The organism is Ahrensia sp. 13_GOM-1096m, from assembly GCF_000620605.1.
Classification (GTDB): Bacteria; Pseudomonadota; Alphaproteobacteria; order Rhizobiales; family Rhizobiaceae; genus Ahrensia; species Ahrensia kielensis.
Map to the genome: position 1 here is coordinate 315,097 of NZ_KK211156.1, position 22,616 is coordinate 337,712.

Genomic DNA, 22,616 nt, shown 5'->3' on the forward strand with positions numbered 1-22,616 from the left:
GCAATCGCTCGGATATAGGATTTTCTGCTAAGATTGCGCATTTGGGCAGCAAAGCTTGTCTTTATGTACCAGATCCCAATCCCTAAAAAAGCGGCCCATGAAGGGCCGCTGATTGTTCAGTTTATGTTTCTTATGCTGATCTTGCTTCTGCAAAGGTGACGAGGCGACGTTTGTCCTCATCCCACAATTGCAGGTTTATGCATTTCAAGCTTTCTAGAAATGTTAAACGGCGAATATCTGCCAAAGCAGGATTATCATTAAGCACCTGTGTCAGGCGGTAAAACGGAATACGGCTATATAGATGATGCACATGGTGGATGCCAATATTGGCTGTTAGCCATCTGAATACCGGCGGCAAATCATAATGTGAGCTGCCATAGAGCGCAGCTTCATGAAGCTGCCATTCATCGCCGCTTTCCCAAACGGTCTCTTCAAACTGGTGTTGAATATAGAAAAGCCAAACACCAATTGCGGCCGCCATAGCCGTTGTTGCGAAGAAGATAGTGAAAAATTCAGCAAGGCCCATCGTATAAATGAGGACCGCAGCAATAACGGCAATAGCGACATTTGTACCCATGGCGCTTACCCAGTATTTTGCACCAGCGGTAAAGAACTGGAACGGCAAACGATTATCGAGCATGAAAATATAGACAGGTCCAATAACAAACAGCACCAATGGATTGCGATAGGCGCGATACTGCAAGCGTCCCCAAAATCCGCGCTCAGAAAACTCTTTGACGGTCAGCGTTTTAATGTCGCCAATGCCGCGATTGTCCAAATTACCTGAAGAAGCGTGATGCAAAATATGGCTTTGGCGCCAAACATCGTATGGCGTGAGCGTTAGAACGCCAAGGGCACGGCCAACCCAGTCGTTTAATTTCTTGTGTCGGAAAAATGCTCCGTGGCCGCAATCATGTTGGATAGCAAAAAGGCGCACGAGGAAAAAAGCAGCAGGAACGCAAATCAAAACTGAAATTATGGGGCTAATCGAGAACGCAAACCACGCCGCAAGCCACAAACCGATAAACGGTACCAATGTCCATGCTATTTCAAGTGTAGATCGACCGTGATGCGGGTCTCTATATTTTGCGAGTGTTCGCATCCAGTCAGCAGCTGGTTTTTCGCCATTGTCGACGTCAAACGTCTCTGCACTCGGTCGTTTATTCATATCTTAAGCCCAGTTAATTTTGTACTTGATGAACGGCTGAAACAATAAGTGCAATAGACGAATGGTCACAGTTGCGTTTTATCCAAAATTAAAACCATGAAAAAAGATGACTTATTTACTTGTTTATCAACGATAAAACCATTTTCGAGGTCATTTCATTAAAGTGTGAAATTATCTTTTCAGGCTGATAATCTTCAACGGGCGTGTCGCAGTAGCCAAAATCGACCGCAATGACGGGAATCAACGCCGCTTTGGCTGTTGAAAAATCCGTTGGTGTGTCTCCGACCATAATTGACCGTTTGGGATCTGCGCCTGCCATTTCGATTGTTTTTAGAAGATGATCTGGGTGCGGTTTTCGCACGGAAAATGTATCTTGGCCTGTAATTGCTTCAAACCAATGGTCCATATTTAAGGCTTTTAGAAGCTTTTTTGCGAGCATTTCCGTCTTGTTTGTACAGACTGCGAATTGAAAGCCATCTTTTTTAAGAGCCTCCATTGTATCCAAAAGACCGTCGAAAGGCTTGGAGTTGCCAGGCATGTTTTGTGCGTATTGTGCAATGAAGTCTGCAACCAGATTATCGAGTTTTTCAGGATTTATATGTTTTCCTGCCATTTGATACGTGCGCGCCAGCATGACACGGCTTCCAAAGCCCACATGTGCACGCATTTCATCCGTATCTACGGCATCCAATCCTTCAGCCGCGATTATATCGTTAAGCGTGGCAAGAAGGTCAGGAGCCGTGTCGATAAGTGTTCCGTCGAGATCGAACACAATCAGCGGCGAGGGCTTGTTCATAGTTGGTCCTAATGTAACTCTTTTGAAGCTTTAGCTCTTTGACTAATGTAATGTTTGTAAAATTGAAAAGCTATTTGATGTCTTTATAAGGTGTTTTGGCGGTTGGCGGGGTGAATTGCACATGTTATCGGACAATTTGACCTATTATATGAATGAGTGCTGAAATAAATGTCCCAACAATCCATGAAAATTGAAGCTGCGCGTGCTGCGCTTGAATATGTTGAAAGTGGTATGCGCCTTGGTATTGGCACTGGCTCAACCGCAGAGGAGTTTGTGAAACTTCTGGCTGAGCGGGTCAATGATGGCCTTGAAATCATTGGTGTTCCAACGTCTGAACGCACGGCCAAGCTTTGCACAGAGCTTGGTGTGCCGCTGTCCTCTTTAGATGAAACGCCGCAGCTTGATCTAACAATTGATGGTGCCGACGAGCTGGACGCGAATCTATCGCTTATAAAAGGCGGGGGCGGTGCATTGCTGCGCGAAAAAATCGTTGCTTTTGCATCTAAGAAAATGATCGTGATTGCGGATGGCAGCAAGGTTGTGGAAAAACTGGGTGCTTTTCCTCTGCCGATTGAAGTCAATATTTTTGGGTTGGCAGCGACCAAACAGGCCATAGAAGATGCCGCTGGTCGATTGAACCTTGTTGGCACGATTAAAATTCGCGAAAACCGCGATGGTGATGAATTTAAAACCGATGGTGGACATTTGATCCTAGATGCATCATTCGGCCACATTTGCGACCCAGAGGCGTTATCAAATGCGTTGCATGCGATACCAGGTGTTGTTGAACATGGGCTGTTTATTGGCCTGGCTGATGTTGCTGTGGTTGCTCAGGAAAACGGTATTGAGATTAAAACGACTGCATTGTGAACATAACAATGCAGATGGAACAGAGTTATAGGAGTTGGGTAGAATGAAGATAACCAAATGGATTAAAGGTGGCGTACTCGCTATTGCCGTGACAGGCGCAACGATGACAACATCCATGGCTCAAGAAGTTACTGAAGGCCACTTGGAGGCTGCGCGTAAAGCGATAACGGCTATTGAAGCAACTGCGCGTTTTGATGAGATTCTACCGAATGTAGCTTTGCGTATTACAAGTCAAATGATTGGGAATAATCCTGATTTGGAAACGCAAATTAATGAAATTGTTGACACAGAGACCTTGGCGTTGGTTTCGCGGCGTGCTGACTTGGAAAAAGAAGCTGCGCTTGTTTATGCCAAGTCAATTTCTGAAGCAGATTTGAATGCTATTGCTGCGTTTTATTCATCTGATGCAGGCAAGGCTTTGTTGAATAATGGCGCGATATTGGCCCGTGAAGTTCAACAAGCTGCTGCCGTTTGGCAGCGCGGTATCGAGCGCGATTTGCTCGAAAACGTGAACGAGAAACTTAAAGAAATAGCGCCGCGTTCGGTTGAAGACAAAACCGATGATGCAGCCGAGACTAAAACTGAATAATGCGTGTAATAAACTAAGAGTGATCGTTAAACGGTCCGCTTAGACCTTGTGAAAAGCTGCTTGTAACGCGATATGTTGCAGGCAGCTTTTTTATTTGGATAATATTATGTCTGATTTTGATTTCGACTTCTTTGTGATTGGTGGCGGTTCTGGTGGTGTGCGTGCCGCAAACCGGGTGAGCGCGCTAGGGAAAAAGGTTGGTTTGGCCGAAGAGTACCGCATGGGTGGTACTTGCGTCATTCGCGGCTGTGTTCCCAAAAAACTTTTTGTTTATGCCTCACATTATCCAGAATATTTCGAAGATGCTGCTGGTTATGGCTTTAGCGTTGGTGAGACGTCTTTCGATTGGAAGGTGCTCATGGCGAAAAAAGACGAAGAGATTGCACGGCTAGAAGGACTTTACCGTAAAGGTCTTGAAGGCAATAATGTTGAGATTTTTGATAGTCGTGCGGTTCTTAAAGGACCGCATGAGGTTTATCTTGAAGCCAGCGGAAAGACTGTCACGGCGGCACAAATATTGGTCGCAACTGGTGGCAACGCGAACACTCATAATGATTTGGATGGGCATGAGCATTGCATCACTTCCAATGAGGCGTTGCATCTGGAAGAATTGCCCAAATCAATTATCATTGCAGGTGGGGGCTATATTGCCGTCGAATTTGCTAATATTTTCCACGGCTTGGGTGTCGAAACCACGTTGATTTATCGCGGCGTCAAGATTCTTGGCGGTTTTGATGATGATTTACGCGATCACTTGCAGCAAACGATGATCGACAAAGGCATAAAAGTCATTTTGCACGAGGTCTTTACGAAGGTCGAAAAACGCAGTGACGGGAAGCTTGATGCAACCCTATCTGGCGGTGATGTGCTGACTGTGGACCAGATTATGCTTGGGTTAGGGCGTCACCCTAATACCAAAGGTCTTGGATTGGACAATGCAGGCGTAGAAATCAATCAGAAAGGCGCGATCATCGTTGATGATTATTGCCGTACAAATGTGCCACATATTTGGGCCGTGGGCGATGTGATTGACCGCGTGCAATTGACACCGGTTGCTATTCACGAATCTATGTCTTTGCTCCAAACGGCGTTTTTGAATAACCCAACAAAACCAGACTACGATACAATTCCAACGGCAGTGTTCTCACAGCCGGAGATTGGCACTGTTGGTTTGAGCGAAGAGCAGGCGGTTAAAAAATACAGTGCACTTGAAGTGTATAAAACCACATTCCGGCCGATGAAAAACATTTTGCCGGGCCGCGATGAAAAAATGATGATGAAGCTCATTGTTGATGCTTCAACGCGCATCGTTGTTGGCGCTCATGTGATTGGTCCGGATGCAGGCGAAATGGCTCAGTTGCTTGGTATTTCATTAAAAGCGCGTTGTACCAAAGATGATTTTGATGCGACGATGGCCTTGCATCCATCAGCAGCAGAAGAATTTGTGACAATGTATGAGCCAACTTACCGTATTAAAGATGGTGAACGTGTAGGCTAATGATGGAGTGGGAAGCACTTGTTGAACGGGCACGCGGCGGTGATCTGATTGCTTATTTTGGGTATGGCTCGCTCGTAAATCCGGCAACACACCGTACCAATGTTCTGCATTATGAACGCGCGCAGTTGCGCGGTTTTAAGCGTAGCTGGCAGGAAAGACCGGATGTTGGCACAGAGCCGATCGCTCTGCTTAGTTCAGCGCCGTCATCGCGTGATGATTTGTTGGACGGTTTGCTGGTCTTTGATTTTAGCGAGAATTTACCTTTGCTCGATGAGCGAGAGTGTGGCTATGACCGCCTTAGCGTGACGCCTGAGGATTTGAAGCTATATGATGACAAGGCTCTGCCTGAGATACCGCTTTATGTTTATTCAGGTAGATTGCCGCAAAAAGTCGACGCGCCGCATTATATTTTGCAGAGTTATCTTGATGCCGTAATGCAAGGGTATTTGCATCAATATGGTGAAGAAGGCGTCCGTAATTTCGTGGAACGCACGGCGCGGTTTGATACCAAACTTTTTGCAGACCGCGCATCGCCGCGTTATCCGCGTTATGTTTCCTTGTCAGACAGCGAGCAGTATTTGTTTGACCAGATCACATCATTTATGAGTATAGTTTAAGAACTATTGTTTAAAAATACAGGTCTTTCTAAGTCGAATTGCGGGGTGACATAACCGCAGGTTATGTTTTATAGGATCGCAAGTTAATGCCGCATTGGGCGGCGCAATATTAGGTTTTAAGATTATGGCAGACAATTGGACACCCGACAGCTGGCGCAGCAAACCCATTTTGCAGGTGCCTAACTATCCGGACCAAGCGAAACTCGAAGTCGTTGAGAAGCGCCTTTCATCGTTTCCGCCACTTGTTTTTGCAGGTGAGGCACGCTCGCTGAAAAGCCACCTTGCGGATGTTTGCGAAGGCAACGGATTTCTCCTTCAGGGCGGTGACTGCGCTGAATCATTTGCTGAACATGAAGCAGATAATATTCGCGATTTCTTCCGTGTTTTCCTTCAAATGGCAGCAGTGCTGACTTTTGGAGGTTCTAAGCCTGTTGTGAAAATTGGCCGAATTGCAGGGCAATTTGCCAAGCCACGTTCATCGGATATTGAAAAGAAAAATGATGTTGAATTACCGTCTTACCGCGGTGACATCATTAACGGCATCGATTTTGATGAAGCTTCACGTATTCCTGATCCAGAGCGTCAGATTATGGCATACCGCCAGTCTGCAGCTACGTTGAACTTGCTTCGCGCTTTTGCGCAGGGCGGTTATGCAAATCTAGAAAATGTGCATCAGTGGACGATGGACTTTGTTGCTGGTAGCCCGCAAGGTGCACGTTATTCAGAACTTGCTGATCGCATTTCTGAGACGATGCAATTCATGTCATCAATCGGCATCACAGCGGAAAATCATTCTAAGCTACGTGAAACAGAATTCTTCACGAGCCATGAAGCGCTTTTGCTTGGTTACGAGCAGGCGATGACACGCACCGATTCAACCTCTGGCGATTTCTACTCGACATCTGGTCATATGATTTGGATTGGCGACCGTACACGCCAGCTTGACCATGCGCATGTTGAGTTCTGCCGCGGTGTTAAAAACCCAATCGGTTTGAAATGTGGTCCATCGCTTGAAACAGATGATCTTTTGAATTTGATCGACCGTTTGAACCCTGAAAATGAAGCTGGCCGTTTAACGCTGATTGCACGTTTTGGCCATGATAAGGTTGAGCAGCATTTGCCACAGCTTATTAGAGCTGTTGAAAAAGAAGGCAAAAAAGTAGTTTGGTCATGTGACCCGATGCACGGAAACACAATTTCTGCAGGCGGTTATAAAACGCGCCCATTCGACCGTGTGCTTGGCGAGGTTCAGTCTTTCTTTGATGTTCACCGTGCAGAAGGTACTTATGCTGGTGGTATGCATGTCGAAATGACTGGCAAAAATGTTACCGAATGCATGGGCGGTGCTAAAGCAATCACGGAAGCTGATTTGCAAGATCGCTACCACACGCATTGTGATCCGCGTCTGAACGCTGATCAGGCTTTGGAATTGTCATTCCTTGTTGCGGAGCTTTTGAAAAAAGATCGTGATAGCGGCACATCGAAAGTGGCTGTTAATGGCTGATAAGGTCGCATATTAAACGCATTTATAAGGCCGCAGCTGTTATTCTGCGGCCTTATTTGTTGGAGGTTTTTATGGCCAAAGGTTCATGCCATTGCGGCGCTGTTTCATTTGACGTTTCAGGCGAGCTGCGCAAGGTGATTTATTGCCATTGCGAACAATGCCGCAAGCAAACAGGTCACTTCGTTGCTGCGACCAGTGCGGCAGACAAAGATATTGATATTCATGGCGGTGAGAACCTGACATGGTATGCAGCATCTGAAACTGCAAAACGCGGATTTTGTTCACATTGCGGGTCGGTGCTTTTTTGGAAGAGCAATGGCAGCGATAAAACGTCAATAATGGCTGGTAGCCTTGAAAAGCCAACGGGTTTGGTTGCAGATCGTCATATCTATGTTGCTGATAAAGGTGATTATTATGAAATCTGCGATGGCCTGCCTGTTTTTGAACAATCGGATTTGATCTAGTTTAATGCTGCGACTTGTATCTGCATTGAAAAATTCTTGGGCTGGCTTGGTGCATTTGCTTCGGCATGAGACAGCGTTCAAACAAGAATGCATCATTCTTGTCGCTGCTCTACCTGCTGGTTACATCATTGCAGCTAGTTTTCAGCAGTATCTTTTATTGATTTTTATGTTGGTCTTTATCATTCTTGTTGAGGTGCTGAATACTGCGGTTGAAGCGGTTTGCGATGCCTTGAGCACTGACTTTGATGCTAATATCAAGATTGCAAAGGACTGCGGTTCGCTTGCCGTTTTGCTCTCTGTTTTCATGGCCGCAACGGTGTGGGGCTTTGCTACCATAGAATGGCTATTGCGATTTAGTTGACAATGTGTCGTGAAAACCACGGCTTGTGTGAACGATCCTCACCGCACATTATCTCCTGACTAAGGAGAAAAGATAATGCCTAACACATATCCCGATGCTCTATTTATTTCGCACGGTGCGCCGGACCTTGTTTTGGCTGATACCGCCGCTGCTCGTTTCTTAAAAGAGTTCGGCGCCAATGCAGCAAAACCTAAAGCCTATGTGGTGGCCAGTGCTCATTTTGAGGCTGATCAAGTTTTGTTGTCAGGCGATGCTGAGCCGGAAATGATTTATGATTTTGGTGGTTTTGATCGACGGCTCAACGCCATGGTTTATGCCGCGCCCGGTCTGCCAAGTTTGGCATCAGATACGGCGCAAACATTGATGGAAGCTGGCTATGATGCGCACGCATTTGAAAACCGTGGTTTTGATCACGGTACTTGGGTGCCAATGATGCTCCTCAATGAAGCTGCAGATGTGCCGATTGTTCAAATATCTGTTGCGCCAAATCGCGATGCAAGATGGCATTTCGAATTGGGTAAAGCGCTGCGCGCTGCACTATCGGATGATATTGCAATCATCGGCTCTGGCTCATTCACCCACAATCTTCGTGCGGTTTTTGGTGCAAATGGTCTGGCAGATCGGAATGCCATTGCGCCTGAATGGGTGACAGAGTTTGAGAATTGGATGACCGAACGATTGGAGAGCGGTGATATTGAAGCGCTTTTGGATTACCGCAATCAAGCGCCTTATGCCGAAGAGAACCATCCGACAGAAGAACATATTGCGCCACTTTTTGTTGCTCTGGGCGCTGGTCGTTCGGGCAAAGCCGTGATGTTGCATGAAAGTCATGAGTTTGGGGCGCTTGCGATGAACGCATTTGCGTTTAATTAGGCTCTGGACCCGATTGCACGTCTTTAAAAGCCGCGCTACATCAGCTTTATGGAAAACCATTCGACCCTAGATACATTACGCATCGCTGTTGCTCAGTTAAATCCGACCGTTGGCGATATTGAAGGTAACTTAAAGCTTGCGCTGGAGGCATATCAAGATGCCAAGCGTCAGGGTGCAGACCTTGTGCTTTATCCTGAGCTTTTCATTTCAGGCTATCCGCCTGAAGATCTGGTCATGCGTCCAGCTTTCCTAAAAGCTTGTGAGGCTGCGGTCGAAGAGTTTGCGAAGACGACCAGCGAAGATGGGCCGGGCGCTGTTATCGGCGTTCCGCTGTCTCGTGAAGGCAAGCGCTATAACGCCGTGATGGTCATCGACAAGGGTGCGATCATTGCGGAGCGTTACAAGGTGGATTTGCCTAATTATGGCGAATTCGATGAGAAACGCGTTTTCCATGCGGGCGAAATGCCAGGTCCGGTGAATTTTCGCGGTGTGCGAATTGGTATTCCAATTTGCGAAGATATTTGGGGACATTTGGGTGTTTGCGAAACGCTGGCTGAAAGCGGCGCTGAAATTTTGCTGGTGCCCAATGGCTCGCCTTATTACCGCGGTAAAGTCGATATTCGTCATCAGGTCGTGATAAAGCAGGTTATCGAATCTGAATTGCCTATGGTTTATTGCGCGTTGCTGGGCGGGCAAGATGAGCTTGTGTTTGATGGTGCGTCATTTGCATTTAACGCTGATCGTTCGCTTGCCTTCCAGATGAGCCAGTTTGAAGAGCAAACAAGTATTTCGACTTGGAAGCGTCAAGACGATGTCTGGGTTTGCACTGACGGGCCGCGCTCGAAAATTCCGGAAGCAGAAGAGGCAGATTACCGCGCCTGCATGTTTGGCTTGCGTGATTACGTCAATAAGAACGGTTTTAAAAATGTCGTTCTTGGCATGTCTGGCGGTATCGATAGTGCGATCTGCGCTGCATTGGCGGTTGATGCGCTGGGTGAGGAACGCGTTCGCTGTGTGATGATGCCTTACACTTATACTGCCAAGGATTCGCTCGTTGATGCAGAAGCGGGCGCAAAAGCGCTTGGTTGCCGCTATGATGTCATACCTATTTTTGAACCAGTGCAAGGTTTTACGTCAGCTCTGTCTGATATGTTTGAGGGAACAGATGAGGGCGTGACCGAGGAGAACCTTCAAAGCCGTACACGCGGTACGATTTTGATGGCGATATCCAACAAGTTTGGTTCAATGGTCGTAACCACAGGCAACAAGTCTGAAATGTCTGTTGGTTATGCAACGCTTTACGGCGATATGAACGGCGGTTTTAACCCGATTAAAGATCTTTATAAAATGCAGGTCTATGCGCTTGCGCGCTGGCGCAACACGCAGGTGCCGGCAACCGCATTTGGACCGTCGGGCGAAGTTATTCCGCAAAACATTATCGACAAGGCACCATCTGCTGAATTGAGGCCCGATCAAACAGATCAGGATTCCTTGCCACCTTATCCAGTGCTTGATGACATTTTGGAATGTCTGGTAGAAGGCGAAATGGGCGTTAATGAGATTGTTGAGCGCGGCCATGATCGAGAGTTAGTGCACCGTATTGAGCACTTGCTGTACATCGCAGAATATAAGCGGCGCCAATCTGCGCCGGGTGTAAAAATTACCCGCAAACAATTTGGCCGTGACCGTCGCTATCCGATCACAAATAGATTCAGAGATCGGAACTAAGTGTCTGTTTTTAATTTCCTTTCTGATAACGCCCGATGGATTGGTGGTGCGTTTTTACTGACCTTGTTTTCATCGTTCGGTCAGACGTTTTTCATTTCACTTTCGGCTGGCGAAATTCGAAGTGAATACGGTCTTAGCCATGGGCAATTTGGTTTGCTCTATATGGTGGCGACACTATGTAGTGCGCTAACTTTGCCTTGGATGGGCAAAATTGTGGACCGGTTTACACCTGCTCAAGTTACAATGATGATTGTGCCAATGTTGGCACTTGGTGCCGTCGGTATGGCGTTTTCAACACATATCGCTGCATTGGTTTTGTCTATTTATTTGTTGCGCCTTTTTGGGCAAGCGATGATGACACAAAACGCATTGACGGCGACTGCGCGTTGGTTTGCCGCCAATCGCGGTAAAGCGATCTCATTTGTTACTATCGGGCACAATGTCGGTGAGGCGGTTCTTCCATTTACATTTGTGCTTGTGGCAGGGGCCGTTGGCTGGCGAAATAGCTGGTTGGTGGCGGCAGCTTTGCTTATTGTTTTTGCTTTGCCGGTGATATCAAAACTTGTCGCAAAGGACCGCGAGCGGCAAGCCTCTGATCCTGAACCAAAAGTTGCTGCCGTGCGTGACTGGACGCGGCCTGAGGTAATGCGCGATATTTTCTTTTGGCTTTTGTTGATTGGTATGCTTGCGTCGGCATTTATAGGCACAACAATTTTCTTCCATCAGGTTTATCTTGTTGAATTGCGCGGTTGGTCACTAACTGTCTTTGCTTCGGCCTTTTCTGTGATGGCGATGTTTACAATCGGGTTTGTGCTTGTTGCAGGGGCGTTGGTTGATCGATTTTCTGCTGTTGCTTTATTGCCGAGTTTTCTCATCCCGCTTTCGCTGGCATGTTTCGTACTTGGTGGTTTTGATGCGCAGTGGTCGGTATTTGTTTTTATGGCGTTGCTTGGTACATCATATGGCTTTTCATCCACTTTGTTTGGTGCTGTGTGGCCAGAAATTTATGGCACGAAACATCTTGGTTCCATCAGAGCGATTACAGTTGCGATGATGGTGTTTTCGACAGCGGCAGGACCAGGTTTAACGGGCTGGCTTATTGATATAGGCGTGTCCTATTCAAGCCAAATTATCGCGATGGGGCTATATTGTGTTGTCGCATGCGGTATCATGACATTCGTTTCAAAGGGACTATTGCGGCGTAACGCAACCACATAGTCCAATTCTGCTTGCAAAATATTACATCCTTGGTTAGGCGACATTCATGTCAGTTACAGTTAGATTTGCTCCTTCACCCACCGGTTTCATTCATATTGGCAATGTGCGTACAGCATTGTTTAATTGGCTTTATGCGCTTCAAAGCGGTGGCCAGTTTGTTTTGCGCTATGATGACACCGATGTCGCACGCTCAAAAACAGAATATGCAGAGCAAATTGCCAAGGATTTGCAGTGGCTCGGTATTGAGCCGCACCGCGTTGAATATCAATCAAAACGCATGGCAAGCTATGATGAAGCCGCGCAAAAGCTAAAAGATGCAGGGTTGTTATATCCTTGCTACGAAACAGCCGATGAGTTGGAACGTCGCCGCAAAATTCGTCTCGGCCGAAAACTACCGCCACTTTATGGGCGCGAAGCACTGAAACTCACACAAGAAGAAAAAGCAACCTTTGATGCTGAAGGTCGCAAGCCACATTGGCGCTTTTTGCTTCCGAACTTCGAGAGCGATCCATTTACGACAAAGCGCACTGAAATCGTGTTTGATGATGCCGTGCGTGGCCGTCAAGCGGTTGATCTTGCGTCTATGTCCGATCCCGTTTTGATCCGTGAGGATGGCACTTATCTTTACACGCTTCCTTCGGTTGTCGATGACATCGAAATGGGCATAACGCACATTATTCGCGGTGATGACCATGTTACCAATACTGGTGCGCAAATCGCTATCTTTGAAGCGATGGGCGCAAAAGCTCCGCAGTTTGGCCATCACAACTTGCTGACAACGATCAGCGGTGAGGGACTTTCCAAACGCACAGGTGCTTTGTCCATTAAGAGCCTTGAAGAAAGCGGTTATGAGCCGATGGCAGTTAATTCGCTGGCGGTTCTTATTGGTACATCTGAAAATGTGTTTGCCGTGCCTGACATGGCTGCGTTGTCGGAGCGTTTTGATATTGCGTCAACAACCAAATCAGCGGCAAAATTTGACCCAGCAGAGCTTGATGGGCTGAATGAGACATTGGTTCATGCATTGGCATTTGACGATGTTAAAGAGCGCCTTAGCGCAGCTGGTGTTGATATTTCTGATCCGCGTGCTCAGGATTTTTGGACGCTGATCGTCAAGAATTTGAAAAAAGTAACGGATGCTGGTGAGTGGTGGCCTATTATTGCTAGCGCCAAAGCAAATGACGCAACATTAGAAGGTGAAGATCTGGAGTTTGCGCGCAGTGCTTTTGATTATCTGCCTGAAGGCGAGATAAACGACCAGACTTGGAAGTCTTGGACGGATACGCTCAAAGAAAAGTTCGGACGCAAAGGGCGTGGTTTATTTATGCCGATGCGTATTGCGCTTACTGGACGCGCGTGGGGGCCGGAGCTTGCAGATTTATTGCCGCTTCTGGGTCGGGAAGAAATTCTGGCCCGACGACCCTAACATTGCGCTGATTAGCGCTGGCTATAATTTCATCTTTGGTCTTTGGGGCAACAAATTGCTTCATTGTTTGGACCGTTAGGTCAGCCTGCGCATTCAAACGCGATTCTGCATCTGCATACAGGTTAGGGCGGCTGGTCGGCGCGGGCAGTCGCTTCAAAAGCGGATCATCCTGTTTCGTTTCAACTTTTGCAGCTGCCTCTCCAGTAGAAAGACCTACAGCCGCTGGATCAGCTACACCGCAGCTACATGATGGACTGCGTGTTTGTGTGCGGTATTTAAAAGCCGTTGGTAGCTCTGTATAAGGCTTGCCTTCCAGTGAGACCATTTCTTCGCTTTGTGCTTCTGTGCTGTTTTTATAAACAAACAAGCGGGATTCTGTTGCTGGGCACAATGCGTTACATATTGCTTCATCACGCTTGAAATCACGGTTTGATGAAGCATGGGAAACAGGAAAGTAATATCCGTCACATGTACGCACGCACATTGTGCGGTAACCGCCGCCGGTAGCGATGGAAGGCGTTGCTATACGTGGTGCCGTTGGGGTCTTGACGATAACTGATTTTCTGGTCGTGCTCTGGCCTGAAGAATTGCAATTTAGCGCCGCAAGTTTGCGTTTGATTGATTGTGCTCTGCGACCAGAACCACCGCTAAGGCTTTCACGTTTGCGAATAAGCGCTTTATAATTTGCATTCATTTTGCGCAATGTCGCTGTCATGGCCCGGCATTGGCCACTATTGGATGAATTGCAGTTGGCACGGCGCATGTCGCGTTTAACGTACCAGATTTCTGTACTTTGGCGTTCGGCAGCAGCATCATATTTTGCATAATTGCCTGAACCGCCGCTTAGCGAAGACAATTGGTGTTGCAAGCTAGCGCATTGTTGAGGGCTGGCTTGAGCACCGGACATTGAGACCGAAACAAAAGATGCCAATGCTGCAAACAGCGTTGCAGCATGCTTTGGAAATCTGGAAAATGAAGCCTTTGAACCTAGCAATGTACACTACGCCTCAAACATACGATGTGATCAAACTTACGCAACTCATATCAGATAAGAAGCGCTGTTTGATTAAAAATGCGACAAAAAATGCAACAATTTGTAAAGCTTGATATTAGCGTTAATGTTTTCCTACATCGTTTACTTTGCCGCCTTAGCTTGCTGTGCAGCTTCCACAGCTGCAATTGCAGTCATGTTGACCACACCTCTTGACGTCACCGATGTGGTAATAACATGGGCTGGCCGAGCAACACCAAGCAAAATCGGTCCAACATGAAGTGAGTCTGTCATAGATTTCACGGCATTAAGCGTAATGTTTGCAGCATCCAAATTAGGGAACACGAGCAAATTCGCTTCACCTTCCAGAACAGAATGTTGGAATACTCTGTCACGAAGCTCTGGTATCAACGCGCTATCTGAATGCATTTCACCATCGGCCATTATCTCAGGGGCTATTCTGTGCAGAATTTCGGTTGCACGGCGCATTTTAATCGCAGATTCAGAAGGGCGAGAGCCGAAATTTGAGTGCGATACCAGCGCAGCTTTAGGCTCAACGCCGAAACGGCGAATTTCTTCTGCTGCAAGGATTGTCATTTCAGCCAACTCTTCAGCGCATGGATCAAGTGACACATAGGTGTCGGTGTAGAATGTAAGGCCGCGCTGCGAAATCAGAATTGAAAGCGCAGATAAATCTTGCGTGCCTTCCTTCGTGCCGACGATCTCTCGTACCGAGCGCAAGTGACGTTCATAGCGCCCCTCAAGGCCGCACAGCATCGCATCCGCATCACCGCGCATCAGCGCAAGTGCTGAAATGGTGGTCGTATTTGTGCGTACCAATGTGCGTGCGACGAAAGGCGTAACGCCTTTTCGTCCGCCAATGCGGATCAAGTCATCGACATAATCGCGGTAACGTGGATCGCTTTGCGGGTTGATGAGTTCGAAATCGCGGTCAGGACGAATGCGAAGACCGAAACGTTCGAGCCGTGCTGTAATGACTTCCGGGCGACCGACGAGAATTGGTTGTGCAATCTTATCTTCAATAACGATTTGAGCTGCACGTAGTACGCGCTCATCTTCGCCCTCTGCATAAATAACGCGCTGCATCGGTGCAGACTGCGCCGCTGCAAAGATTGGCTTCATGGCAAGACCAGATCGGAAGACGAAACGGTTTAGCCCATCCATATAGGCTTCATGATCCGTAATTGGACGGGTGGCAACGCCGCTTTCTTCCGCAGCTTTTGCAACGGCGGGCGCAATGCGTAAAATCAAGCGCTGATCGAATGGTGACGGGATCAAATATTCCGGCCCAAAAATCGGGGTCTCACCGGAATAGGCGCGGGCTGCAACATCAGACGGTTCTTCACGGGCAAGTTGAGCGATGGCGCGCACGGCTGCCATTTTCATTTCTTCATTAATCGCCGTTGCGCCAACATCTAATGCACCGCGGAAAATATACGGGAAGCAAAGAACGTTGTTAACCTGATTTGGAAAGTCGGAGCGGCCTGTGCATATCATAGCATCAGGGCGTTCTGCTCTTGCTTGGTCTGGCATGATCTCTGGTGTCGGGTTCGCCAGCGCCATGATGAGCGGCTTTGCAGCCATTGATTTCAAATATTCCGGCTTCAAAACACCTGCAGCGGAAAGACCGAGGAACACGTCCGCGCCGTCAATCGCTTCTGCCAAAGTGCGTTTTTCGGTTTCTCGCTCAAAGAGGCATTTCCATCTATCGCATGGAATTGGCCGTCCTTTGTAAACAACACCGTCAATATCTGTGACGATGATATTTTCATAAGGTGCGCCCAAAGCGACGAGTAGGTTCAAGCAGGCAAGGGCCGCTGCACCTGCACCTGACGTTACGATTTTTGCCGTTGTGATGTCTTTGCCAGCAAGTTCAAGGCCGTTGAGAATAGCTGCTGCAACGATAATGGCTGTGCCATGTTGGTCATCGTGGAAGACTGGAATCTTCATCTGTTTGCGAAGTTGCTCTTCAACTTCGAAACATTCCGGCGATTTGATATCTTCTAGGTTGATGCCGCCGAATGTTGGCTCCAAAGCCCGCGTGACCTGCACCATTGTTTCGACATCAGGTGCATCGATTTCAATATCAAAAACATCAATGCCTGCAAATTTTTTGAAGAGAACCGCTTTACCTTCCATCACTGGTTTGGAAGCCAGTGCGCCAATATTACCAAGGCCAAGAACCGCTGAACCGTTAGATACAACACCAACGAGGTTGCCGCGCGCTGTATAATCGGCGGCTTTGCTTGCATCTGCTGCAATAGCAAGACAGGGGGCTGCGACACCAGGGGAATATGCCAGTGCCAAGTCGCGCTGGTTACCCAGCGGTTTTGTGGCTTGAATTTCTAACTTACCAGGCTTTGGATATCGATGATAGAAAAGCGCGCTTTCTTCGAAATCGGAGAGTTTCTTTTTCTGCTCATCTTTATCTGACATGGCGGCATCCTGAATTCGTTAAAGTAATAGTGTTAATGGAGCTCATTGCTGTGGTGAAGCGTGTTTAATGCGAAACACTTTATCTGTTTTTAAAAAGCACTTGGGTACACACCGCCGTCTAGTATGATGTTTTGGCCGGTCATATAACCTGCATGGGCAGATGCTAAGAACGCGGCTGTCGCACCAAATTCCTCAATCGTTCCAAAGCGCTTGGCTGGAATTAATGCCATTTGGTTTGCTTTTTCGATATCGATCTCAAGCCCTTTTTTATCGGCTGCAAATACGATTGTATTGCGGATACGGTCGGTGTCAAATTTCCCAGGCAGGATGTTGTTTATGGTAACATTCTTATTGGCAACTGAGCGGGCGATGCCAGCCAAAAACGCTGTTAGGCCAGCGCGGGCACCCGACGATAGATCAAGGCCCAAAATTGGATTGTAAACAGACAAGGATGTGATGTTGATGATACGGCCGAACTGACGCTCTGCCATACCGTCCACAACGCGCTGCATCAGTTCAATCGGTGTCACCATGTTTTGTGTTACACCTTGAAGGATTGCATCGCGGTCAAGCTCTCTAAAATCTTTCAGAGGCGGGCCGCCATTATTGTTGACCAAAATGTCTGGCTCTGGGCAGGCTTTAAGCAACGCATCTTGCGTTTTGTGTTCAGAGACATCGCCGATCACGACGGTGACTTCAACGCCTTTGGCGCGCAATTCGTCGGCTGTTGCCTGAGTGATTTTTTCGTCGCGGCCATTGATTGTTAGGTCAACGCCAGCATCAGCCAGCATGAGTGCGCAACCTTTGCCAAGGCCTCGGCTTGAGGCGCAAATGATTGCCTTGCGGCCTTTAATACCTAGATCCATTTTACTCTCCTGGTTCTATCCCCAAAGCGATGGTGTTGGGGGTGATACCGTACTGCCAAAATAGTGCAAGGCTGGACTCCGGTCTTTTGCCAACAATAATGGTCCATCAAGATCAACAAACTCTGCATCCTGTGCCAGTAGCACCGCTGGAGCCATTGCAAGCGATGATCCCACCATGCAGCCCACCATTATTCCGAAGCCAAGTTCACGTGCTTTATCGCGTAGTTTTAGAGCTTCTGTTAATCCACCGGTTTTATCCAGCTTTATGTTCACGAAATCATATTTTCCGCGTAAATTACCCAGCTCTTCGCATGTATGAATGCTCTCATCGGCACAGATGGGCACAGGGTGGGGAATATCGAGCAATATATCGTCATCATCAACGGGTAGGGGCTGCTCTATGAGTGCGATTTTCAATCGTGAAGCCTCGCGCATCATTTTAGCAAATATATCGCTGGTCCAAGCTTCATTCGCATCGATGATTATGCGTGAACTTGGCGCATTTGCTGTCACGGCATGCATGCATGCAATATCATTATCACCGCCGAGCTTGATTTTGATAACGGCACGGTGCGAAGCTGCGCGTGCTGCATCCGCCATACGGCCCGGTGTGTCCAATGAGAGTGTGAATGCAGTTTCCACTGGGCGCGGTGTCATGGCGCAAATTTGATCAGCGACAGTTTTTCCTGTGGACTTAGCCTTCCAATCCCATAGCGCGCAGTCAAGTGCGTTGCGCGCAGCGCCAGGTTTAAGGCTTGTGACCTGTGCTTCGACTTCATTCATATCGCCATGCTTGATTGCCGAGATTTGATCAAAAACACTGTCCATGTTTTCGCCGTAACGGCTGTATGGTACGCATTCGCCGCTACCGATCAGACCATCTTGTTCAATCTGACATAAAATTACTTCCGCTTGTGTTTTCGCGCCGCGAGAAATCCGGAACTCACCACGAATAGGATAGCTTTGTTTTTCAATTTTTATTTTTAGCATGGTCAACTCGATATCGATTGTTGTGATAATGTTGGAATTTAGTCGAGAACGAATGCAAGTGTGTCTTTCAGGTTGCAGACATAGTTTTGTTAATACTTTAAGAACAGCAGCATGACTCGAACTAATAGTACAATATTAAAGAAGGGATCGGCAATTTCATCATTGTCCGATCAAGAAATACGTTTGCCTTCTTTTTCGGAGACAAGCGAGGGCGATACGCACACGATTGCGCTTGATGGTGTTTGGGCTACCCATAGCGTGGGTACGGTAGATAAGAAATTCAAAGCTATCAAGCTGCCAACACAACCTGTTCGTTTTATTATCGACTGCGCTGATATAACCATGCTGGACACGGCCGGTGCGTGGATGATTTCCCGTCTGAAGTTACGGATTCAGGACGATGGAAATGAGGTTGAAGTTCGAAACCTTAGCAAAAACAATGAAATCTTGCTCGATGCAGTAATGCATGCTGTGACCAATGACAAAAGTGAAGTTGTGAAGCCTGCGCAATTCCAATTATCTGGAGTATTGGCGGCAATTGGCAAAATGTCATATTCGTTTGCCGCTGATTTCATGGCTTCGATGAATTTGCTTGGCGCAGCTGTTCGAGGCTCGCAAGGGAAAACGGGCCAAGGCCGCCGCATGTCATTTGCGCCGATTGCCAGCCAAATAGATAAAATGGGTGTCGGCGCTATTCCAATCATCGTTCTGATGAGCGTGATTATGGGCGCTATTATTGCGCAGCAGGGCGCCTTCCAATTGCGTTATTTTGGCGCAGAGATTTTCGTCGTTGACCTCGTCGGCATTTTGGTTTTGCGCGAAATTGGTGTCATTTTGACTGCAATCATGATCGCTGGCCGGTCAGGCAGCGCGATTACAGCTGAAATTGGCTCGATGAAAATGCGCGAGGAGGTTGATGCGCTAAAAGTCATTGGCCTCAATCCAATCAGCGTATTGATTTTGCCGCGCTTGATAGCGCTGGTTATTTCTCTGCCGCTTTTAACGTTTGTTGCGAATATGGCCGCTTTGGGCGGCGCGATGATTGTCGCTCAAACATATTCGGGTATTTCTCCTGATGCCTTTATGACCCGTGTTCGGGAAGCTGTCGATATGACGAGCTTTTTTGCCGGCATCATCAAAGCGCCATTTATGGCAATTATCATCGGTATTATTGCTTCGGTTGAGGGCATGAAAGTGGAGGGCAGTGCTGAATCGCTGGGTCGCCGCGTTACATCGTCTGTTGTTAAATCTATCTTCGTCGTCATCGTGGTTGATGGCTTGTTTGCAATCTTTTTTGCGGCGGTGAATTTCTAGATGGTTGATGTAAACAACATTGTTTTATCGGTTCGCGATGTTCACGTGCAATTCGGCGATCATGTCGTGCTGCATGATCTTGATCTTGATGTTTATGCTGGTGAAATTCTCGGCTTTGTCGGGGGCTCTGGTACAGGTAAATCTGTGCTGATGCGCAGCGTGCTCGGTCTCAATCAACGCCAGAATGGTCAGGTCAAGTTTTTTGGCCATGACATTGATGCTGCTGATGACGAAACGCGTTTGGCCATTGATATGCGCATGGGCGTTTTGTTTCAGCATGGCGCATTATTTTCATCGCTTACGGTGGCTGAAAATATTGAAGTGCCGATGCGTGAATATCTTTCAATGCCCAAAAGTCTGATGCGTGAGCTTGCGCTTGTTAAGATGGAGTTGGTGGGGCTGAAACGTAGCGATGCTTATAAGCTTCCATCAGAATTGTCTGGCGGTATGATTAAACGCGCAGCATTGGCTCGCGCTTTGGCGCTTGATCCAAATATTGTGTTTTTGGATGAGCCAACATCAGGGCTTGACCCTATCGGGGCCGCAGAATTCGATGGTTTGATTGCAAAGCTTCGCGATACGCTTGGCCTGACTGTCTATATGGTGACGCACGATCTGGACAGTTTGTTTTCTGTAACAGACCGTATTGCAGTGCTAGGGCAGAAAAAGGTTATTGCTGTTGGCGATCTGCAATATATGCTTGCTCAAGACGATCCGTGGATACAATCCTACTTTAAGGGCGAACGGGCGCGCACTATTCCAGCCTTTGATGAAGCGCAACGTAAAATGCAGAACAATAATTCTAAGTTAGCGAGCCAGTAAAATGGAAACGAAAGCAAATTATACACTTGTTGGTTTGTTCACAGTCGCAGTTTTTGCGGCTTCGTTCGCATTCGTGTTTTGGATCGCAAGATCCGGCGGCGGCGAATCGCAGACAGACCTTGATGTTGTGATTGAAGGTTCTGTTACAGGCTTGGGCGTTGGCAGCCCAGTGCTGTTTAATGGTATCAATGTTGGCAAGGTGACAAATTTGCGCTTTGACCCAACCAATCCAAGGATCGTGATTGCGCGTTCGCGCGTGCGTGACAATTTGCCAATCACTCCTTCTACGAAGGCGGTTCTAGGCTTTACTGGTCTTACTGGTATTGCGCATATCGAATTTGAAGGCGGCGATTTTAATGAAGCGACTGTTTTTCAAGCGGCTGAAAATGAGGGCGGCGTTGCCTCGGTAACAGCAGACCCATCTGCGGTGAACAATTTGCTCATTACTGCGCAGGATATTTTTGATCGCACGGACAGTGTTTTGAGCGAATTGGAAGGCTTTGTTGCTGATGCGCGTGGACCGCTGACACAAACCCTCACCAATACGGCTAAACTGACTGATGCTGCGGCTAAGAACACAGATAAAGTCGAGCTCTTCATGAAGAGCATGGGCGATCTTGGTAATACTTTGGAAGCGGTGTCGGGCGATATGAGCACACTGCTTAATAGTGCGAACGGTCTAGTTGCTTCTATACCGCCAGAAGATTTGCAGGCAATTTTGACGAATGCAAAAGGTGTGACTGAAAACTTTAATAAGTTGTCAGGGGATTTGACTGGCGTTGGAAGCTCTGTAACGGCATTGGTTGATGCTTATTCAGGTACAGGACCTAAGGTTGAGCAGATTGTAAGCCAGCTGCAGGACATTCTTGGCGCAGTTAAAGCTGAAGACATCGACAGGGCGGTTAGCGGATTTGCCGATGCAGGAACGGAAGTTCAAAAGGCGGCCAAAGAAGTAAGCACGCTGACGGATGGGCTCGGCGAGCACCGTAAAGATATTGAAACTTTGCTCGCCAATGCGTCGCAAATGGCAGAACGTCTTAATGCGGCATCCGTGCGGGTTGATGGTGTTTTGGCCAAGGTTGATGGTTTCCTCGGCGATAGTTCAGCAGAAAATGTTATGGACAATGTCGATCAAACGCTGGCCTCGTTTCGTGCTGTAGCTGATACGCTGAATGCGCGCCTTGGCACGATAACAGCTGGGCTTGAGAGATTTTCGGGCAGGGGATTGCGCGATGTTGAGGCGTTGGTTTCTGAAACGCGTCGCTCTATTAGCCGTATTGAGAGTGCAATCACGTCGCTCGAAAGCAACCCTCAACGCCTATTGTTTGGTGGTGAAGGTGATGTGAAGCGTTTTGACGGCGCGCGTCAGCGTCGATAATGTAATTGTCTAAGTGGCGCGGTTGCTGACCGCGCGCTTGGTGTAAATGATTGGTTTTTGTAATGGTAAATTTGATCGCAGAAAAACGTTTCTTGCGCGGTGCAATCAGTGCAATCGGTCTCGGTTTGCTCAGTGGCTGTGCTGCTATTGGTGGCCAGAAAGCGATTTCTGATACGTTTGAACTATCTGCTGCGGAAGTCACCAATGCACAGTCCGTGCGCCGTGGTTCTCAAATTTTGATCGTTGAACCGGTCGCGCTCAAAGCACTTGATTCCGAAAATATCGTGATTGAGACATCTAATCTCACCATTCAATATCTATCTGAAGCGCAGTGGAGTGATCGCCTCCCGCGTGTGGTTCAGCAAAAGATTGCGACGGCCTTTGATAATTCAAATAAGTTCGCTGGGATTGGTCTGCCGGGCCAAGGACTGGCGATTGACTATCAGTTGATTACTGAAATCCGTGAGTTTGGGGTCGTTGCTACTGGTAACCGTGCGAAAGTTACAATCGCTGTGAAACTGCTTAATGATAGAACAGGCACTGTCATTTCCAGCCAAGTGTTCTCCTCGACTGCGAATGCAGGTTCAAGTGCATCAAGCGCTTACGTGCGTGCACTCGATACTGCCTTTAAAGACGTTAGCGAGAAAATGGTTGTTTGGGTTACGACTAAAATTTAACAGCTCTTC

The 22,616-nt window shown here is 47.7% G+C and carries 21 protein-coding genes; 15 read left to right on the top strand and 6 right to left on the bottom strand.

Features of this window, described 5'->3' with window-relative positions; genetic code table 11:
* Positions 1-130: 130 nt before the first annotated feature.
* A complete protein-coding gene (locus tag N530_RS0115315; protein WP_026481419.1) occupies positions 131-1,168 on the bottom strand; it encodes a fatty acid desaturase in 1,038 nt (345 codons plus the stop codon).
* A 115-nt stretch (positions 1,169-1,283) separates the two neighbouring features.
* A complete protein-coding gene (locus N530_RS0115320) occupies positions 1,284-1,964 on the bottom strand; it encodes an HAD family hydrolase (protein ID WP_026481420.1) in 681 nt (226 codons plus the stop codon).
* Positions 1,965-2,132: 168 nt separating this feature from the next.
* On the opposite strand from N530_RS0115320, the gene rpiA reads away from it, so the two are divergent.
* The 11 genes from rpiA to gltX all read left to right on the top strand — a co-directional run bounded on the left by rpiA (position 2,133) and on the right by gltX (position 13,112).
* Positions 2,133-2,834, top strand: coding sequence for a ribose-5-phosphate isomerase RpiA (rpiA, locus tag N530_RS0115325; protein ID WP_026481421.1), 702 nt, complete (start codon positions 2,133-2,135; stop codon positions 2,832-2,834).
* A 43-nt stretch (positions 2,835-2,877) separates the two neighbouring features.
* Entirely contained in the window at positions 2,878-3,423 is a 546-nt protein-coding gene (locus N530_RS0115330) for a DUF2059 domain-containing protein (protein ID WP_026481422.1), read from the top strand.
* A gap of 106 nt (positions 3,424-3,529) precedes the next feature.
* The gene (gor, locus tag N530_RS0115335) at positions 3,530-4,921 is read left to right on the top strand and encodes a glutathione-disulfide reductase (RefSeq protein ID WP_026481423.1); all 1,392 of its coding nucleotides are present in this window, start codon (positions 3,530-3,532) and stop codon (positions 4,919-4,921) included.
* Positions 4,921-5,538, top strand: coding sequence for a gamma-glutamylcyclotransferase family protein (locus tag N530_RS0115340; RefSeq protein WP_026481424.1), 618 nt, complete (start codon positions 4,921-4,923; stop codon positions 5,536-5,538). The genes gor and N530_RS0115340 overlap by 1 nt, the downstream gene beginning before the upstream one ends.
* Before the next feature lie 124 nt (positions 5,539-5,662).
* Positions 5,663-7,042, top strand: coding sequence for a class II 3-deoxy-7-phosphoheptulonate synthase (locus tag N530_RS0115345; RefSeq protein WP_026481425.1), 1,380 nt, complete (start codon positions 5,663-5,665; stop codon positions 7,040-7,042).
* Between the two features lie 71 nt (positions 7,043-7,113).
* A complete protein-coding gene (locus N530_RS0115350) occupies positions 7,114-7,506 on the top strand; it encodes a GFA family protein (protein WP_026481426.1) in 393 nt (130 codons plus the stop codon).
* Positions 7,507-7,510: 4 nt separating this feature from the next.
* Positions 7,511-7,867, top strand: a complete 357-nt coding sequence (locus N530_RS0115355; protein WP_026481427.1) for a diacylglycerol kinase — start codon at positions 7,511-7,513, stop codon at positions 7,865-7,867.
* 75 nt (positions 7,868-7,942) lie between these two features.
* Complete coding sequence (locus N530_RS0115360; RefSeq protein WP_026481428.1) at positions 7,943-8,740, top strand: class III extradiol ring-cleavage dioxygenase; 798 nt, start codon at positions 7,943-7,945, stop codon at positions 8,738-8,740.
* A 48-nt stretch (positions 8,741-8,788) separates the two neighbouring features.
* Positions 8,789-10,468 (top strand): NAD+ synthase, encoded by a 1,680-nt coding sequence (locus N530_RS0115365; protein WP_026481429.1) that lies wholly within the window; start codon positions 8,789-8,791, stop codon positions 10,466-10,468.
* Positions 10,469-11,686 carry an MFS transporter gene (locus tag N530_RS0115370; RefSeq protein ID WP_026481430.1) on the top strand — a complete coding sequence of 406 codons (1,218 nt, stop codon included), beginning with the start codon at positions 10,469-10,471 and terminating at the stop codon, positions 11,684-11,686.
* 46 nt (positions 11,687-11,732) lie between these two features.
* Positions 11,733-13,112, top strand: a complete 1,380-nt coding sequence (gltX, locus tag N530_RS0115375; protein WP_026481431.1) for a glutamate--tRNA ligase — start codon at positions 11,733-11,735, stop codon at positions 13,110-13,112.
* On the opposite strand, the gene N530_RS0115380 is transcribed toward gltX, so the two are convergent.
* The 4 genes from N530_RS0115380 to dgcA all read right to left on the bottom strand — a co-directional run bounded on the left by N530_RS0115380 (position 13,030) and on the right by dgcA (position 18,416).
* A complete protein-coding gene (locus N530_RS0115380; RefSeq protein WP_026481432.1) occupies positions 13,030-14,106 on the bottom strand; it encodes a DUF2865 domain-containing protein in 1,077 nt (358 codons plus the stop codon). The two genes, gltX and N530_RS0115380, sit on opposite strands and share 83 nt — an antisense overlap.
* A gap of 141 nt (positions 14,107-14,247) precedes the next feature.
* Positions 14,248-16,560: an NADP-dependent malic enzyme gene (locus N530_RS0115390; protein ID WP_026481433.1), complete on the bottom strand. Its 2,313-nt coding sequence runs from the start codon at positions 16,558-16,560 to the stop codon at positions 14,248-14,250.
* A gap of 89 nt (positions 16,561-16,649) precedes the next feature.
* A complete protein-coding gene (locus tag N530_RS0115395) occupies positions 16,650-17,426 on the bottom strand; it encodes an SDR family oxidoreductase (RefSeq protein ID WP_026481434.1) in 777 nt (258 codons plus the stop codon).
* A gap of 15 nt (positions 17,427-17,441) precedes the next feature.
* Positions 17,442-18,416 carry an N-acetyl-D-Glu racemase DgcA gene (gene dgcA / locus N530_RS0115400; protein ID WP_026481435.1) on the bottom strand — a complete coding sequence of 325 codons (975 nt, stop codon included), beginning with the start codon at positions 18,414-18,416 and terminating at the stop codon, positions 17,442-17,444.
* Between the two features lie 111 nt (positions 18,417-18,527).
* Here dgcA and N530_RS0115405 point away from each other — a divergent pair, with 111 nt between their 5' ends.
* The 4 genes from N530_RS0115405 to N530_RS0115420 all read left to right on the top strand — a co-directional run bounded on the left by N530_RS0115405 (position 18,528) and on the right by N530_RS0115420 (position 22,607).
* Positions 18,528-19,730 (top strand): ABC transporter permease, encoded by a 1,203-nt coding sequence (locus N530_RS0115405; protein ID WP_035267291.1) that lies wholly within the window; start codon positions 18,528-18,530, stop codon positions 19,728-19,730.
* Positions 19,731-20,552, top strand: coding sequence for an ABC transporter ATP-binding protein (locus tag N530_RS0115410; protein WP_026481437.1), 822 nt, complete (start codon positions 19,731-19,733; stop codon positions 20,550-20,552).
* Position 20,553: 1 nt separating this feature from the next.
* Positions 20,554-21,930, top strand: a complete 1,377-nt coding sequence (locus N530_RS0115415) for an MlaD family protein (protein ID WP_026481438.1) — start codon at positions 20,554-20,556, stop codon at positions 21,928-21,930.
* 62 nt (positions 21,931-21,992) lie between these two features.
* A complete protein-coding gene (locus N530_RS0115420) occupies positions 21,993-22,607 on the top strand; it encodes an ABC-type transport auxiliary lipoprotein family protein (protein WP_035267405.1) in 615 nt (204 codons plus the stop codon).
* Positions 22,608-22,616: the final 9 nt, after the last annotated feature.